Source organism: Vibrio albus (assembly GCF_003144035.1).
Lineage (GTDB): Bacteria > Pseudomonadota > Gammaproteobacteria > Enterobacterales > Vibrionaceae > Vibrio > Vibrio albus.
Genome location: NZ_QFWT01000011.1, coordinates 85965 through 103671 on the forward strand (window position 1 = coordinate 85965; position 17707 = coordinate 103671).

The following is a 17707-nucleotide window of genomic DNA, read 5'->3' on the forward strand; positions in this document are numbered from 1 at the left end:
AAAAGGAGGCCAACCGGCCTCCTTTCTTTTTAACAATCAACAACTCAAACTTAAGCTTCAGCCTTGATCTTTGCATGCAGTTCCTGAACGGAGGTTACCGAGTTACGGGCATCCGCAGTGTGAGCCATGCAGGTCGCGAACGCAGCATTCAGAGTTGTAGTGTAGTTCACCTTCTCAGCCAGTGCGCCACGACGCAGAACTTTTGAATCTTCAATCGCCTGACGACCTGCCGCCGTGTTCACGATATAGGTGTATTCATTGTTCTTGATGCGGTCAAGGATATGCGGACGGCCTTCGTGTACCTTGTTAACCAGACGAGGGTTAATACCCGCTTCGCCAAGAATAACCGCAGTACCATGAGTCGCATCCAGCTTATAACCAAGCTTCGTCAGTTTAGACGCCAGGTCAACAACACGCTGCTTGTCGCCTTCACGAACAGACAGCAATGCACGTCCGCCTTCAGGGTAAACATTACCGCAACCCAGTTCTGCTTTCGCAAATGCTTCAGCAAAAGTAGCACCAACACCCATTACCTCACCGGTAGAGCGCATTTCAGGACCAAGCAGCGGGTCAACACCCGGGAACTTGTTGAATGGCAGTACGACTTCTTTAACAGAGTAATAAGGAGGAATGATTTCCTTAGTGAAACCTTGCTCTGCCAGAGACTGGCCAGCCATCACACGCGCGGCGATTTTCGCCAGCGGTGCGCCGGTTGCTTTAGAGACAAACGGAACCGTACGTGCTGCACGAGGGTTAACCTCAATCAGATACACTTCGTTATCTTTTACGGCAAACTGTGTATTCATCAGACCACGAACGCCCAGCTCAAGTGCCAGTTTTTCTACCTGCTCACGCATCACATCCTGAATTTCTTTGCTCAGAGTGTAAGCCGGAAGTGAACATGCTGAGTCACCAGAGTGAACACCCGCCTGTTCGATGTGCTCCATGATACCGCCGATAACCACGCGATCACCGTCGCATATAGCATCGATATCCACTTCGGTTGCATCATCCAGGAAGCGATCCAGCAGTACTGGAGATTCGTTCGATACGCTTACCGCCTCATTGAAGTAACGACGCAAGTCTTGCTCGTCATAAACGATTTCCATCGCACGGCCACCCAGTACGTACGAAGGGCGAACAACCAGAGGGAAGCCGATATCTTTAGACTTCTCAATCGCCTGTTCCATCGTTGTTACTGTCGCGTTTTCTGGCTGTAGCAGGCCAAGACGGTCAACCGCATCCTGGAAACGCTCACGGTCTTCGGCGCGGTCAATGGCGTCAGGGCTGGTACCAATGATTGGTACACCAGCCGCTTCAAGAGCACGAGCCAGTTTCAGCGGAGTCTGACCACCGTACTGAACGATAACGCCTTTTGGTTTTTCAACACGAACGATAGACAGGACATCTTCCAGTGTTACCGGCTCAAAATACAGACGGTCGGATGTATCGTAGTCGGTAGAAACCGTTTCAGGGTTACAGTTAACCATAATGGTTTCGTAGCCATCTTCACGCAGAGCCAGTGACGCGTGCACACAGCAGTAGTCGAATTCAATACCCTGACCGATACGGTTTGGACCACCGCCCAGAACCATGATTTTATCTTTATCAGTCGGATTCGCTTCACACTCTTCATCATAAGAAGAGTACATATAAGCCGTATCGGATGAGAATTCAGCCGCACAGGTATCTACACGCTTGTATACAGGATGGATATCGAACTGGTCACGCAGACGGCGGATTTCGCTTTCTGCTACACCCAGAAGATCACACAGACGAGCATCAGAGAAGCCCTTACGCTTCATCTTACGCAGAATATCTTTGTTCAGGCCGGCAAAGCCACCCGCCTTGACTTCCTGCTCAAGCTTAACCAGTTCTTCAATCTGAACTAAGAACCAGCGGTCGATTTGTGTCACGTTAAAAATGCCGTCAACAGACATACCGGCACGGAATGCATCAGCGATATACCAGATACGCTCGGCACCCGCTTCTTTTAGCTCGTGACGGATTTTAGTCAGTGCATCCGGTGCGTCCAGATCCACCATTTCATCAAAGCCGTTCGCGCCAACTTCCAGACCACGCAGAGCTTTGTGCAGTGATTCCTGCTGGTTACGGCCGATAGCCATTACCTCACCTACGGACTTCATCTGAGTCGTCAGACGGTCATTCGCACCGGCGAATTTTTCGAAGTTAAAGCGAGGGATCTTAGTAACCACATAGTCGATGGTTGGTTCAAACGATGCTGGTGTTGCGCCACCAGTAATATCGTTCATCAACTCATCCAGAGTGAAACCAATCGCCAGTTTAGCCGCGACTTTCGCAATCGGGAAACCCGTTGCTTTTGATGCCAGAGCAGAAGAGCGGGATACACGCGGGTTCATCTCGATGATAACCATACGGCCATCTTTCGGGTTGATACCAAACTGTACGTTTGAACCACCGGTTTCAACGCCGATCTCTCGCAGTACTGCCAGAGAAGCGTTACGCATCAGCTGATATTCTTTGTCTGTCAGCGTTTGTGCTGGTGCAACTGTGATTGAGTCACCGGTGTGGATACCCATCGGGTCGAAGTTTTCGATAGAACATACGATGATGCAGTTGTCGTTCTTATCACGAACCACTTCCATCTCGTACTCTTTCCAGCCGATAAGAGACTCATCGATCAGCAGTTCGTTGGTTGGAGACAGGTCCAGACCACGACGACAGATTTCTTCAAACTCTTCTTTGTTATAAGCGATACCGCCACCGGTACCACCCATAGTAAAAGAAGGACGGATGATACATGGGAAGCCCACCATATCCAGCACTTTGTAGGCTTCGTCCATGCTTTTGGCAGTGTCGGCACGTGGACATTCCAGACCGATAGATTTCATTGCCGCATCAAAACGGGAACGGTCTTCTGCTTTATCAATTGCGTCAGCCGTTGCACCAATCATCTCAACGCCGAACTCTTTCAGCACACCTTCACGTTCCAGATCCAGCGCACAGTTCAGCGCAGTCTGACCACCCATAGTAGGCAGAATCGCGTCCGGACGCTCTTTCTCGATGATCTTACCTACCACTTCCCAGTTGATAGGCTCAATGTAAGTTGCATCAGCCATATCTGGGTCAGTCATGATCGTCGCTGGGTTAGAGTTCACCAGGATAACGCGATAACCTTCTTCACGCAGCGCTTTACAGGCCTGTGCACCTGAGTAGTCGAACTCACAAGCCTGGCCGATAACGATCGGACCAGCACCGAGAATCAGAATGCTTTTTATATCAGTACGTTTTGGCATTTTTACTACTCCAGTTACGCTTTGTGCTGCTGAATTAATTCAATAAAGTGGTCAAATAGTGGTGCCGCATCATGTGGACCAGGGCTTGCTTCAGGGTGCCCCTGGAAGCTGAATGCCGGCTTATCGGTGCGGTGGATACCCTGCAGAGAGCCATCAAACAGTGATTTGTGTGTGGCACGAAGATTTGCAGGCAGTGTCGCTTCGTCCGCTGCAAAACCGTGGTTCTGAGAAGTGATCATAACAACGTCACGATCCAGGTCTTTTACCGGGTGGTTAGCACCGTGGTGACCGAACTTCATCTTCACAGTCTGAGCGCCTGACGCCAGAGCAAGAATCTGGTGACCAAGACAAATACCAAAAATAGGTAAGCCTTTATCCAGGAAGGTTTTTGTCGCTTCAATCGCGTAGTCACAAGGTTCTGGATCACCAGGGCCGTTAGACAGGAACACACCATCCGGATTCATCGCCAGAACATCTTCAGCCGGTGTTTGTGCCGGAACAACCGTCAAACGGCAGCCACGGTCAACCAGCATGCGCAGGATATTGCGTTTCGCACCAAAGTCATACGCTACAACGTGATAAGGCAGTTCACTATCGTCTTTCGCTTCAGGAAGCCCTTGTTCCAGAGTCCATGAACCCTGTTTCCATGCATAAGCTTCTTGGGTTGTCACCTCTTTCGCCAAATCCATGCCTTTCAGACCCGGGAACTCTTTTGCTTTAGCCAGAGCCAAGGCTTCATCAAGATTATCTCCAGCCATGATACAGCCGTTCTGAGCACCTTTTTCACGCAGAATACGAGTCAGCTTACGGGTATCAATATCGGCAATACCAACAATATTCTGTGATGTCAGATAATCAGAAAGGGATTGTTCATTGCGGAAGTTAGAAGCGATAAGAGGAAGATCGCGGATCACAAGGCCTTGAGCATGAATAGAAGAGGATTCTTCATCTTCGGTATTAGTACCGGTATTGCCAATGTGAGGATAAGTAAGAGTAACGATTTGTTGTGAGTAGGAAGGATCGGTGAGTATTTCCTGATACCCCGTCATCGAGGTGTTAAAAACGACTTCTCCAACGGAGGAACCATCTGCTCCAATGGATGTTCCGTGGAATACTGTCCCATCTTCCAGGACTAGCAGTGCTGACTTACTCAAGACAACCTCCAGAATAAAAATGCATGGATTTTAATTTAATTTGCAAATTACCCTACTTTAAACCAAAAAGAAACCATTCCTTGGGGTTCAGGTAAATTGGCGGCATTTTAGTGATCGGTGTGATGCATGTCAACATTCAAAACAAAAGAAAACATACATTTTCTTCCATAAAGGAAGAAATCAGACCACAAAGCTTCAAAAGAACAACTTAATTATAGCTATCCAGGGAGTTTTTTCTGAGAATTCTTTCAAGCAAGCATAAATTTATGCTTTTTCTTTAAATTCCTCTATTCACCCAGACGCAAACGTTACCCTCCCTGCAACAACCTTAAGTTTTAGAACATTTTTACAAAAAAACTGACAAAGCCACGATAAACCTATACAAAACCGGTCATTAACGTATAGATTTTAGTCAGTCCTGTTCAATAAATACATAAAGCGGACAAAAGAAGCGCCAGAACTTACTGGCGCATAATTATGTATTTATTGCTTCTAATTCAGAAAGTAACCTATATGCTGTTTAATCCCAGTACATCGGTCATGGTATAAAAGCCGGCTGGTTTATCGTGCAGCCAGATAGCCGCCTTCACCGCACCATTTGCAAACGTCATTCTGTCCGTCGCTTTATGAGTGATCTCTACCCGCTCACCGATATCAGCAAACATCGCTGTATGTTCCCCAACAATATCCCCGGCGCGAATAGTAGCAAAGCCGATTTCATCCTTGGTGCGTTCACCGGTGATGCCTTCACGGGCATACACAGCCACATCATTCAGGTTATTCCCCATAGCACCGGCAATCGCCTCACCCATACCCAGAGCAGTACCGGATGGCGCATCAACTTTATAACGGTGGTGCGCTTCGACGATTTCAATATCACAGTAGTCACCCATGACCTTGGCGGCTTTTTCCAGCAACTTAAAGACCAGGTTCACACCAACACTATAATTAGGAGCCATAATCATCGGCACCTGCTTAGAAGCTTCGCTGATCTGTTGTTTCTCTTCCTCTGAAAAACCTGTGGTACCAATAACCAGTTGTTTACCATGTTGCTTACACAGTTCAATATTCGCCATGGTACTTTTAGGTGCTGTAAAGTCGATGATGACATCAAAATCGGCAATTGTTTTTTCCAGATCATCGACCAGAGCAATTTCAAAATGACCTTCTCCGCACAGTTCGCCAACATCAACACCAATAAGAGAAGACTCCGATCTTTCTGAGGCTGCACCAACAGATGCCTGTGGACTATGATAGGTAGCTTTGACTAAATTGCGGCCCATGCGGCCAGCTGCTCCTGCAATCGCAATTCGAACCATTGCGTAAATCTCCGTTTGTTAGGGGTTGCACCAATTTAACGCAAAATTGGGGGCTTATCAAAGGGAAAGGAGAATTAAGAAAATTCTGCTATCACCCGCTCCAGAACAGGCACATTCGCCTCCGGAAAATCATAATTCGTCAGATCGGAGATGGTCACCCATTCTCCCCTCTGACCTTCTTTTCCATAGGGCTGCTCCCTAAAAGCGGTGACAGCAAAAAAGTCAAACTCCAGCGACTTTTCCGGGTAATCATAGTCCAATGCCTGAAAATGGTGTAGCTCTGTCACATGAATACCTACTTCCTCAAACAGCTCCCGGACTGTCGCCTGCTCTGCGGTTTCTCCCGGTTCCACTTTACCTCCGGGAAACTCCCAGAAACCACCTTTATGCGCTTTATCCGGACGCTTGGTAATAAATATTTTATCTTTTTCTTCGTTTAGAATAATCGCGGCGGCGATATGAAGGCGTTTCATTAGCTGGTTCAGTCCTTTCTATTTTCTATATTTTAAGAAGACAGAATACAGAGCGGTCGCAAGCTCCCTTGAGAATACAGAAGCCAGAGACTAGACCGCTGCGCTGCTAGAGACTATACAACCCAAAGTTGTCATTACAACCACTACATCAAAATTATGCTTTTCTGTATTCTTAAAGCGAAGCGCCCTATATTCTTCCCATAAAAAAGCCCATTAACGGTTACGTTAACAGGCTTTCCTTATAGTCTCTAGTCTCTAGTCTCTAGTCTCTAGTCTCTAGTCTCTAGCTAAGCTTACCATGACACTGCTTGTACTTTTTACCTGAACCACAAGGGCACGGATCATTACGGCCAATTTTCTGACCTTCCCGGACCACAGGCTGGTGATGAGCTGAAGCACTATCATTATTTTCTTCGGCATCAAACTGACCGCCGGACTGATGCTGAAGCTGCTGACGACGTGCTGCTTCTTCAGCCTGAGCACGGCGTTGAGCTTCCATTCGCTCGACTTCTTCCTGCTGCTGGACGCGCACTTTACTTAAAATAGTGATCACATCCATTTTCAGTGCATCCAGAAGCCCTTCAAACAACTCAAACGATTCACGCTTGTATTCCTGTTTCGGGTTCTTCTGTGCATAGCCACGCAGGTGAATCCCCTGACGCAGGTGATCCATAGCCGCCAGATGCTCTTTCCAGAGATTATCCAGCGTCTGCAGCATGACTGATTTTTCGAAGTTACGCAGAACTTCTGCACCAACCACTTCTTCTTTACTGGTGTATACCTCAACCGCTGCAGTCAGGATCTTCTCGCGAAGCGCTTCTTCATACAGCTTATCATCTTCATCCAGCCAGGACTGAATTGGCAGTTCCAGATCAAAGTCGTTCTTCAGGCGCTCCGTCAGCCCTGCAATATCCCACATGTCTTCCAGAGATTGTGGCGGAATGTATTCATCAATCACCGCAGTAAACACATCTTCACGGTTTTGCAGAATCATGTCGCTGATATCATCGGCTTCCATCAGCTCATCACGCAGTTCATACACGACTTTACGCTGATCATTGGCCACATCATCGTAATCAAGCAGTTGCTTACGAATATCAAAGTTACGCCCTTCGACCTTACGCTGTGCTTTTTCAATCGAGCGGGACAGCATGCGGCTTTCAATCGCTTCACCTTCTTCCATACCGCTCTGGATAAGGCCAGCCATACGGTCAGAGGTGAAGATACGCAGCAGTGAGTCTTCCATAGACAGGTAGAAGCGGGATGAACCGGCATCACCCTGACGACCAGAACGACCACGTAACTGGTTATCAATACGACGAGATTCGTGACGCTCGGTACCGATAATATGCAGACCACCAGCTTCCAGCACTTTATTGTGCTCAACCTGCCACTCTTCTTTGATCTTCGCTATCTGCTCTTCGGTTGGGTTATCCAGCTTGGCAATATCATGCTGCCAGCTACCGCCCAGTACGATATCGGTACCACGGCCAGCCATGTTGGTCGCGATTGTGACCGCTCCTGCAGCACCGGCATAAGCGACAATATCCGCTTCCTGTTCGTGGAATTTGGCATTCAGTACGCTGTGCTTAATCTTGGCTTTCTTCAGTGCATTGGAAAGCAGCTCTGATTTCTCGATAGACACAGTACCAACCAGGCTAGGCTGCCCTTTGGCTACCCGTTCCTTGATATCTTCAATGATGGCATTGAATTTTTCCGCTTCGGTACGGAAAACCATATCGGCCATATCATCACGAATCATTGGTTTATTGGTTGGAATCACCACCGTTTCCAGGCCGTAGATTTGCTGGAATTCAAAGGCTTCGGTATCTGCAGTACCTGTCATACCAGACAGTTTTTCATACAGACGGAAGTAGTTCTGGAAGGTGATAGAAGCCAGAGTCTGGTTCTCATTCTGGATCTGTACCCCTTCTTTAGCTTCTACCGCCTGGTGCAGACCTTCAGACCAGCGACGCCCCGGCATAGTACGGCCGGTATGTTCATCGACAATGATAACCTCACCGTCTTTCACGATGTAATCGACATCTTTTTCAAACAGAACATGGGCACGCAGAGCCGCGTTAACATGATGCAGCAGGCTGATATTCGTAGGAGAGTATAGGGTATCGCCCTCTTCCATCAGACCGTTTTTCACCATCAGTTCTTCAACGAATTCCTGCCCCGTTTCGGTCAGATATACCTGCTTAGACTTTTCATCCACAGTATAGTGGCCGTCACCACGGTACTCTTCCGAGTCTTCCTTATCCTGCTTCTCAAGGGAAGGGATTAGGGTATTGATACGGGTATATAATTCAGAACTGTCTTCTGCCGGACCAGAAATAATCAGAGGGGTACGCGCTTCATCGATCAGAATGGAGTCCACTTCATCGACCACGGCAAAGAAACGTTCACGCTGTACACGGTCTTCCTTACGGAAAGCCATGTTGTCACGCAGGTAGTCAAAACCGAACTCATTATTAGTACCGTAAAGAATATCGGCATTATAAGCAGCCTGTTTCTCAGGCGGAGCCATATTCGGCACGTTAACGCCAACTGTCATACCCAGGAATTCAAACAGCGGACGGTTAGTTTCAGCATCGCGTTTCGCCAGGTAATCGTTGACAGTAACGATATGTACCCCTTTACCCGCAAGTGCGTTCAGATAAGCAGGCAGGGTTGCCGTCAGCGTTTTACCTTCACCGGTACGCATCTCTGCAATCTTAGCACCATTCAGTACCATACCGCCGATAAGCTGAACATCGAAATGACGCATACCAAATACACGCTTGGACGCTTCACGAACAGTAGCGAAAGCTTCAGGTAGAAGCTGATCTAACTCTTCGCCTTTCTCCAGACGCTCACGAAACTCAACGGTCTTTGCTTGTAGCTGTTCATCGGACAGAGCCTCAAAATCCGGCTCATAATTATTAATTTCTTTTACAATTTTTCTTAAACGTCGCAAAGTTCGGTCATTGCGACTGCCAATTACCTTGGTCAGTAGCTTAGTTATCATCGGTTATGAATCTCTTGTTACTTTCCGGGCGGCTTATCTTCTAATCGTCGAAACAAGAAGATACCTTCCCCGATACTACTTAAATACTGTCAGTCTCCAGACTAGGGCGTGACCTAAGAATACTGATACGAATACTATGAGTCAGATATGGCGACCTGAGTGGCTATTTTCAAGCCTGGTGCCTACTTATCTTGCAAATTGAGACAAAACGCCGATTATCATAAGGGATTCTTTGCTCAACAACCATGAAGAATGCAATTAGTTTGAGCGAGCTAGTGATTTTCATCAAAAATTCATCTGGCCTTGCTCAATTCTTATCCGCTAAAGGTATATACGGAACCGCTCTCCTCCATTAAACTGATAGCATTCCTGAGATACGAGTCATTTATGCGCGATCATCGACCGACTTCAACTGAATCTATTATTTCTGGCAGTAAACTGCACCAGCTGCAGGAACATGCGGAACTCATCCATCAGCTAAACCAATTGCTTGTCTCTCTGCTGCCTAAAGGGACAGCTAATCAATGCCGGGCGGCCAATATCCGTAACGGCTTTCTGATTATTGAAGTGGCCAGCGCAGCAATCAAAATGAAGCTGGATTATGAACGACTCAGTATTCTTAACCAGTTACGGGCTAATGGTTTTGCCCGTTTAAGCGGCATTGAAGTTAGAATAAACCCAGAACTCTACCGTCAGCAGCAGGAACAGGAAAAACCGGTAAAGAAACGCCCGCCACTTTCTGATTCGGCAGCCAGCTCTATTCTGACCACCGCGGGTATGGCAACATCGCCTAAGCTCAAAGCAAGGCTGGAGAACATTGCCCGGCTGGCCAAAAAAGGCGATGAATGAGTTACCGTTATACTCCGACAGACACTGAAAGCCGAGACATCAAACAAAAGCTCAACCACTGTCTGCACCGTGCAGAAGTTGCTTTTCAGCGCACTTTCCCCACTCCATCCATTAATTTTAAGTTACGGGGCAAAGCTGCCGGGAAAGCCTATCTGCAACTCAATGAGATCCGTCTGAATCCGATTCTGTTTCAGGAAAACAGCCAGGCCTTTATTGATGAAGTGCTTCCGCATGAATTCGCTCATCATATCGTTCATCAGGTATTTGGCCGGGTTCGTCCTCACGGTAAAGAGTGGCAGATGGTGATGGAGAAAATCTTTTCCGTTCAGGCCAAAACCACCCACTGTTTCTCGATTGATTCCGTACAGGGAAAAACCTTTGAATATCAGTGCGGCTGTGACACTCACTCTCTTACTATCCGACGTCATAATAAAGTCATCCGTCAGCAAAGTCGTTACCTGTGCCGCCAGTGTGGCGAGTCGCTGCTATTTACCGGCAGACAACTTTCCTGACGCCCTTGTTTTTTCAACTTCTTGCATCCATGTTAAGAAGACTGAGAACATTAATATCAATGAAATAAGCGGAATCAGCAGCAATGAGAGTCCCACGAATTTACCACCCGGAACGAATTAACACTCTGGGCCCAGTCTCACTCAGCGACGATGCGGCCGGACATATCGGCAGGGTACTGAGAATGCAGCCAGAACAGGAAGTCTTACTCTTTGACGGCAGTGGGGCGGAATTTCCCGCGACAATAACGGAAGTATCCAAAAAACATGTTCAGGTCAATGTTACCCAGCGAGTAGAAAAGAGTTCCGAGTCTCCGCTGGATATTCACCTGGGACAAGTCGTTTCCCGCGGAGAAAAGATGGAGTTTACCATCCAGAAATCCGTAGAGCTGGGCGTTAATACGATTACACCGCTGATTTCTGAACGCTGTGGCGTTAAGCTGGATCCGAAACGCTTTGAGAAAAAGCTACATCAGTGGCAAAAGATCGCGATTGCTGCCTGCGAGCAATGTGGGCGAAATGTTGTCCCGCAAGTCCGCCCTCTGATGAAACTGGAAGACTGGTGCGCAGAAAAAGACGATGCTCTGAAGCTCAACCTGCATCCCCGAGCCCACTACTCAATCAATACCCTTCCGGAACCACTCACTAAGGTTCGCCTGCTTATCGGCCCGGAAGGAGGCCTCTCAGTTGAAGAGATTGCCATGACCGAAAACTATAAATTTGCGGAAACACTGCTCGGCCCTAGAGTGCTCAGGACCGAAACTGCAGCGCTAACCGCAATTACCGCTCTCCAGGTTCGCTTCGGCGATCTGGGTTGACTAGGAGAAAAGAATGATCAAACTTGGCGTTGTGATGGATCCTATCTCATCCATCAAAATCAAAAAAGATTCCACTTTTGCCATGATGCTGGAAGCGCAAAAGCGTGGCTACGAACTGCATTATATTGAAATGGGCGATCTGCACCTGGATCAGGGTACGGCTATGGCGGATACCAAGGTTGTCGAAGTCAAAGAAGATCCACAGGACTGGTACCAGTTTAAGTCAGAACAGACCATTGAACTGTCCGAGCTGGATGCGGTGCTGATGCGTAAAGATCCGCCCTTTGATACCGAATACATCTATGCCACCTACATCCTCGAGCGAGCTGAAGAAAAAGGCACGCTGATTGTCAACAAACCGCAAAGCCTGCGCGACTGTAACGAAAAGCTGTTTACCGCCTGGTTCCCGGAACTGACCCCGACCACGATTGTGACCCGGAAAGCAGAACGGATCCGCGCCTTCTATGAAGAACACGGCGATATCATCCTGAAACCGCTGGATGGGATGGGCGGAGCCTCTATCTTCCGTGTAAAAGCCGGCGATCCTAACCTGTCGGTCATCATCGAAGCTCTGACCAATAATAGCCAGTATTATGCTATGGCTCAGGCATTTATCCCGGATATCAGTAACGGTGACAAACGAATTCTGGTCGTTGATGGTGAACCTATGCCTTACTGCCTGGCCCGTATTCCGGCCAAAGGGGAAACACGCGGCAACCTTGCCGCGGGCGGAACAGGAGAACCAAGGCCATTAAGTGACACAGATAGGAAGATAGCTGAAGCAGTTGCGCCTACACTTAAAGAGAAAGGACTTATTTTTGTCGGACTCGATGTTATTGGTGATAAGCTGACAGAAATCAATGTGACCAGCCCGACCTGTATCCGTGAGATCGAAGCTGAATTCGATATCTCAATTACCGGTAAACTGATGGATGCCATTGAGCGCCGTCTGAATAAATAATCTGGGATTTTTTGGGGATAAGCGATGGGAGGAGAAATAATGAATCTGACAAACCACTTTCTAGTAGCAATGCCAGGCATGGCAGATCCATTCTTCTATCGTGCTGTCATCTATATTTGTGAGCATAATGAAGACGGAGCGATGGGGCTGATCATCAACGCCCCTATTGATATCACCGTAGCCGGCATGCTTAAGCAGGTAGAAGTAGAATCTATCCACCCGAAAATTTATAAAGAGCACCTGAATATGCCCGTACTGAATGGCGGGCCTGTTTCAGAAGATCGGGGCTTTATACTGCATGAGCCCAAAGACGAATACCATTCCAGTATTCAGATGACGGATAAACTGATGGTAACAACGTCAAAAGATATTCTTGGCGTGCTTGGCACCGAAGCCGAGCCAAAGAATTATATTGTCGCCTTAGGTTATTCCGGCTGGACAGCCGGTCAGCTGGAAAAAGAGCTGGCGGAGAATGCCTGGCTCACTGTCAAAGCCGATCCGGAGGTCATGTTTAATACTCCGGTACATGAACGCTGGAACAAAGCAGTAGAAATGCTGGGTATTGACCCTGCTCAGCTGTCAACGGAATCCGGGCACGCATAAAGAGATAAATCAGACAAACATGACTTCAAGAACCATCATGGCTTTTGACTATGGCACCAAAAGTATCGGCAGTGCCATCGGTCAGGAGATCACTGGCACCGCAACGCCACTCAAAGCCTTTAAAGCTAAAGACGGGATCCCAAACTGGGATGATATAGAAAAACAAATAAAAGAGTGGCAGCCCGATCTTCTGGTTGTCGGCTTACCGACGGATCTACACGGACAAGCGCTGGAAACCATCACCCCTCGGGCCAAAAAATTTGCCAACCGCCTGCACGGCCGCTTTGGCCTGCCTGTCGAACTGCATGACGAAAGACTGTCTACTGCCGAAGCGAAAGCCGAGCTTTTTTCAATGGGCGGATATAAGGCCTTGAGTAAAGGCAACATCGACTGCCAGTCCGCGGTCGTCATCCTCGAAAGCTGGTTTGAGAACCTTTACCGCTAGTCATCAGTCATACGGATAAATTAGCCGGAATTCGATAAGCAGACCTTCTGCGCCATGGATGGCGCGGCAGAGCCCCATGGATGGGTTTATGCGTGTCTGCGTTTGACTTCCGGCTAATTAAGCGCCCACTCAATCCATATCAATCAGCACACCATCCAGCATGCTGTTATTCTGACTCTCTCCACGTTTCGTCTTGAGCATCAGACGCAGATCATTGGCGGAATCGGCACCATGCATAGCATCCTGTTCCGTGATCTTTTCTGCCAGAATCAGCTCATACAGTGACTGATCAAAAGTTTTCATGCCAATTTCATTGGAACGTGCCATGGTGGTCTTCAGCTCATGCAGATCCCCGCGCCGGATCAGATCCGAGACTCTCGGACTGTTCAGCAGAATCTCAAACACTCCATGCCGTCCCTTTCCGTGTTTGTCTCGAATCAGTTGCTGACCGATAACACCACGCAGGTTCATAGAAAGATCAAACAGAAACTGCTCCTTTTGCTCCTTTGGTACCAGATGCAGAATACGCTCAAGAGCCTGATTCGCGTTGTTGGCATGTAGCGTAGCCATACACAAATGGCCCGTTTCCGCGAAAGTCATGGCGTATTCCATCGTTTCCCGGGTGCGGATCTCTCCAATCAGGATCATATCCGGAGCCTGACGAAGCGAGTTCTTCAATGCGACTTCATAGCTTTCCGTATCCAGTCCGACTTCCCGCTGAGTCACAATACAGCGTTTATGCTCATGCACAAACTCGATAGGATCCTCGACCGTAAGAATATGTCCGCTACGATTACTGTTCCTGTAGCCTGTCATGGCAGCCATGGTGGTAGACTTACCAGAGCCTGTCGCCCCGACCACCAGCACCAGCCCACGCTTGGCAATGGAAAGATCTTTCAGTACCTGTGGCAATTTCAGTTCTTCAAAGCCTGGGATCTGAGTTTCGATACGGCGCAGTACCGCTCCCGGTAGTTCCCGCTGATAAAAGGCACTGACCCGGAATCGGCCACACTCCTTCACAATGGCAAAATTAGCCTCTCTGGTCTGATGAAATTCCTGCTGCCGCTCCTGATCCATCATCGCATTCAGCAGCTGTACCACCTGCTCCAACTCCAGCTTACTGCCTAGCTGTTTTAATTCACCATCAACCCGCAGCAGACAGGGAGCCCCTACCGTAATATAAACATCGGATGCTTTATAAGAAATCATGGCATCCAGTATCTGACCCAGCTCCATTTATACCTCTGTTGTAACCTTATCGATATCCCATATGACTTGAGTAATCATACATAATTGACGTCACCTAGAATTTTCGTCACCTATGATTTTCGTCATCCCTGCGAAGGCAGGGATCGCCTTAACCATCTCTGGATACACCATCCACTCAGTATTATTTAAAAAGGCGAACTCGCTATTTCGATCTTCTTCTTCACCTCATCCGTATCCACAATCCCCTGAGCGATAAGCTGCTTAGCACTCTGCTCCATCGTTTTCATGCCCACAGCTGATCCGGTCTGAATCATAGAATACATCTGCGCCACTTTATCTTCCCGGATCAGGTTCCGGATGGCCGGTGTTGCCATCATGATCTCGTGACAGGCAACCCGTCCCCCACCGATACGTTTCAGCAGTTTCTGCGCAATAACAGACCGTAATGATTCTGACAACATAGAACGCACCATGTCTTTATCACTACCCGGAAACACATCAATAATCCGGTCAACCGTTTTCGCAGCTGAGCTGGTATGCAAAGTGCCGAAAACCAGATGTCCGGTTTCAGCCGCCGTCAGAGCCAGGCTAATGGTCTCTTTATCACGCAGTTCTCCGACCAGAATGACATCCGGGTCCTCCCGCAGCGCAGAACGTAGTGCGGCATTAAAGCTGTGTGTATCCCGGTGGACCTCTCGCTGGTTTATCAGGCACTTATTATTCAGGTGAACGAACTCTATCGGGTCTTCAATAGTAAGAATATGCTTGTTATGCTGCTGGTTAATATAATCCACCATAGCCGCCAGAGTTGTCGACTTACCGGAGCCTGTCGGCCCGGTCACCAGCACCAGTCCTTTTTCGTAATTGGCGATATCTTTAAAGATTTCCGGTGTATCCAGTTGCTCCAGTGTCGGAATATCGGTAGGAATCGTACGGAACACCGCGGAACATCCACGGCGCTGATGGAATGCATTCACACGAAACCGGCCTATTCGCGGCAGTTCAAAAGAAAAGTCCACTTCCAGCTTTTCCTCAAACTCGCTTCTTTGTACATCATTCATAATCTCAAAGACCAAACGATGCACGTCAGCATGGTCAAATGCAGGCACGCCAAGCTTTCTTACATCCCCGTCAATCCTTACCATAGGAGGAACACCTGCAGAAAGATGTAGATCTGACGCATTATGTTTTACACTAAACTCCAGTAACTCGGCGATATCCATTTACAATCCTTAATAAAGTCAACTAACTATGTGTAGTATTCAACAAAACATTGAACAGGTCACCACACAGATCCGCAATACTGAACATAAGTGTGGTCGAGAACCGAACTCCGTACAACTTCTGGCGGTAAGTAAAACCAAACCAAACGAAGCTATTTCAGCCGCTCTGGAAGCGGGACAAAAGGCCTTTGGTGAAAACTATGTTCAGGAAGGCGTAGAAAAAGTTCGTTATTTTTCTGAGCACTATAGCGATGCAGACATCGAATGGCACTTTATCGGACCGATTCAGTCCAATAAAACTCGACCTGTCGCTGAAAACTTTGACTGGGTCCATTCCATCGACAGGAAAAAAGTTGCGCAGCGTCTCAACGATCAGCGTCCTGAATCTATGCCACCATTGCAGGTACTCATTCAGGTCAACACCAGTGGAGAAGTCAGTAAATCAGGCACCGATGAATCGGAAGTTTTTGCGCTGGCTGAGTTGATTTCTTCGCTACCCAACCTCACTTTAAGAGGACTGATGTCGATCCCGGCCAATGTCTCGGATTATGCATCCCAGCTTCGGGCCTTCCAGCAACTGGCAGAACTGAAAGAAAAGCTGACAGAAAAATATGACGGCTTAGATACCCTTTCAATGGGAATGAGCGGTGATATGGAAGCGGCCGTTGAAGCAGGCAGTACTATGGTTCGTATCGGCACAGCGATATTCGGTGCAAGGGATTACGGGACCAGAGACTAGAGACTAGAGACTAGAGACTAGAGACTAGAGACTAGAGACTAGAGACTAGAGACTAGAGACTAGAGACTAGAGACTAGAGACTAGAAGAAAGAATACCGAGCGCTGCACTTTGAGAATAGAGATTACAGCAAACATTTGTTGCTTTTATAGTCTCTAGCAGCGCAGCGATCTAGTCTCTTTTCTGTATACTCAGGGACGCTTGCTATCGCTCTGTATTCTGATATCTCAGTACAGGCACAAACATCTTAAGGAAGAAAAATAATGCAACACAAGAACATCACCTTTATCGGCGCAGGGAATATGGCTCGCTCAATTATTGCCGGACTGATTGCCAGCGGTTACCCTGCAGAGAAGATTACCGCTACTGACCCGAATGAAAGCCAACGGAATATACTGGCAGAGCAATACGGTATCAACACCAGTGAAGACAATTCAGCGGCGGCAAAGCAGTCTGATGTTGTCGTACTGGCGGTAAAACCTCAATTAATGCAGGTAGTCTGTGAAGCTTTTGAAGGTGTCGATTTCTCCGATAAGCTGGTTATTTCTATCGCTGCCGGGGTGTCAGTGGCGAGGCTGAATGATCTGCTACAAACAGAGCTGAAACTGGTGCGCGTAATGCCAAATACCCCAGCTTTGGTGAGCAAAGGGATGAGCGGACTGTTTGCAGCTGACACCGTTTCAGCGGAGGATAAACAGTTTGCCGGTGAACTGATGCAGGCTGTCGGCGAAATCTGCTGGGTGGAACAGGAATCCGGCATTAATAATGTCATTGCGGCTGCAGGCAGTGCACCGGCCTATTTCTTCTTGTTTATGGAAGCGATGCAAAAAGAAGCGATTGCACAAGGTTTTGATACAGACACCGCTCGTCTGCTGGTACAGCAGTCTGCACTGGGCGCAGCGGAAATGGTGGCAGCGAACCCGGAAACCGAGCTGTCAACATTAAGAGAACAAGTCACCTCTAAAGGTGGTACCACAGCCGAAGCGCTGCGCACCTTTAACGAACACCAACTTTCCGATATTGTGGCGAAAGCCATGCAGGCAGCGGTTATCCGCGCCGAAGAGATGGAAAAGTTGTTTTAAAAAATTGTTTTAAAAAATAGCTTTAAAGCGAGCT

General features: G+C 48.0%; 15 protein-coding genes. 8 read left to right on the forward strand and 7 right to left on the reverse strand.

Annotated elements, in window-relative coordinates; all coding sequences use genetic code 11:
* Nucleotides 1–50: 50 nt before the first annotated feature.
* The 5 genes from carB to secA form a co-directional block, all read right to left on the reverse strand.
* Nucleotides 51–3278, reverse strand: coding sequence for a carbamoyl-phosphate synthase large subunit (gene carB / locus DI392_RS17285; protein WP_109320948.1), 3228 nt, complete (start codon nucleotides 3276–3278; stop codon nucleotides 51–53).
* 14 nt (nucleotides 3279–3292) lie between these two features.
* Nucleotides 3293–4432, reverse strand: a complete 1140-nt coding sequence (carA, locus tag DI392_RS17290; protein ID WP_109320949.1) for a glutamine-hydrolyzing carbamoyl-phosphate synthase small subunit — start codon at nucleotides 4430–4432, stop codon at nucleotides 3293–3295.
* 509 nt (nucleotides 4433–4941) lie between these two features.
* On the reverse strand, nucleotides 4942–5751 hold the full coding sequence (gene dapB / locus DI392_RS17295) for a 4-hydroxy-tetrahydrodipicolinate reductase (protein ID WP_109320950.1): 810 nt from the start codon (nucleotides 5749–5751) through the stop codon (nucleotides 4942–4944).
* A gap of 74 nt (nucleotides 5752–5825) precedes the next feature.
* Nucleotides 5826–6224 carry an 8-oxo-dGTP diphosphatase MutT gene (gene mutT / locus DI392_RS17300; protein ID WP_109320951.1) on the reverse strand — a complete coding sequence of 133 codons (399 nt, stop codon included), beginning with the start codon at nucleotides 6222–6224 and terminating at the stop codon, nucleotides 5826–5828.
* Nucleotides 6225–6507: 283 nt separating this feature from the next.
* The gene (secA, locus tag DI392_RS17305; RefSeq protein ID WP_109320952.1) at nucleotides 6508–9237 is read right to left on the reverse strand and encodes a preprotein translocase subunit SecA; all 2730 of its coding nucleotides are present in this window, start codon (nucleotides 9235–9237) and stop codon (nucleotides 6508–6510) included.
* 387 nt (nucleotides 9238–9624) lie between these two features.
* Here secA and DI392_RS17310 point away from each other — a divergent pair, with 387 nt between their 5' ends.
* From DI392_RS17310 to ruvX, 6 genes are all read left to right on the forward strand, one after another.
* Nucleotides 9625–10086: a DUF721 domain-containing protein gene (locus DI392_RS17310; RefSeq protein ID WP_109320953.1), complete on the forward strand. Its 462-nt coding sequence runs from the start codon at nucleotides 9625–9627 to the stop codon at nucleotides 10084–10086.
* Nucleotides 10083–10598: a SprT family zinc-dependent metalloprotease gene (locus tag DI392_RS17315; RefSeq protein ID WP_109320954.1), complete on the forward strand. Its 516-nt coding sequence runs from the start codon at nucleotides 10083–10085 to the stop codon at nucleotides 10596–10598. The genes DI392_RS17310 and DI392_RS17315 overlap by 4 nt, the downstream gene beginning before the upstream one ends.
* An 83-nt stretch (nucleotides 10599–10681) precedes the next feature.
* On the forward strand, nucleotides 10682–11413 hold the full coding sequence (gene rsmE, locus DI392_RS17320) for a 16S rRNA (uracil(1498)-N(3))-methyltransferase (RefSeq protein WP_109320955.1): 732 nt from the start codon (nucleotides 10682–10684) through the stop codon (nucleotides 11411–11413).
* A gap of 13 nt (nucleotides 11414–11426) precedes the next feature.
* Nucleotides 11427–12374, forward strand: a complete 948-nt coding sequence (gene gshB / locus DI392_RS17325) for a glutathione synthase (RefSeq protein ID WP_109320956.1) — start codon at nucleotides 11427–11429, stop codon at nucleotides 12372–12374.
* A gap of 39 nt (nucleotides 12375–12413) precedes the next feature.
* A complete protein-coding gene (locus DI392_RS17330; protein WP_109320957.1) occupies nucleotides 12414–12977 on the forward strand; it encodes a YqgE/AlgH family protein in 564 nt (187 codons plus the stop codon).
* 19 nt (nucleotides 12978–12996) lie between these two features.
* Complete coding sequence (ruvX, locus tag DI392_RS17335; protein ID WP_109320958.1) at nucleotides 12997–13422, forward strand: Holliday junction resolvase RuvX; 426 nt, start codon at nucleotides 12997–12999, stop codon at nucleotides 13420–13422.
* 129 nt (nucleotides 13423–13551) lie between these two features.
* Here ruvX and DI392_RS17340 read toward each other — a convergent pair whose 3' ends face one another.
* Entirely contained in the window at nucleotides 13552–14658 is a 1107-nt protein-coding gene (locus DI392_RS17340) for a PilT/PilU family type 4a pilus ATPase (protein WP_109320959.1), read from the reverse strand.
* Between the two features lie 158 nt (nucleotides 14659–14816).
* A complete protein-coding gene (locus DI392_RS17345; RefSeq protein ID WP_109320960.1) occupies nucleotides 14817–15854 on the reverse strand; it encodes a type IV pilus twitching motility protein PilT in 1038 nt (345 codons plus the stop codon).
* A gap of 28 nt (nucleotides 15855–15882) precedes the next feature.
* Here DI392_RS17345 and DI392_RS17350 point away from each other — a divergent pair, with 28 nt between their 5' ends.
* Both DI392_RS17350 and proC read left to right on the forward strand, forming a co-directional pair.
* Nucleotides 15883–16593 (forward strand): YggS family pyridoxal phosphate-dependent enzyme, encoded by a 711-nt coding sequence (locus DI392_RS17350; RefSeq protein ID WP_109320961.1) that lies wholly within the window; start codon nucleotides 15883–15885, stop codon nucleotides 16591–16593.
* A 261-nt stretch (nucleotides 16594–16854) separates the two neighbouring features.
* Nucleotides 16855–17673, forward strand: coding sequence for a pyrroline-5-carboxylate reductase (gene proC / locus DI392_RS17355; protein ID WP_109320962.1), 819 nt, complete (start codon nucleotides 16855–16857; stop codon nucleotides 17671–17673).
* Nucleotides 17674–17707 lie beyond the last annotated feature (34 nt).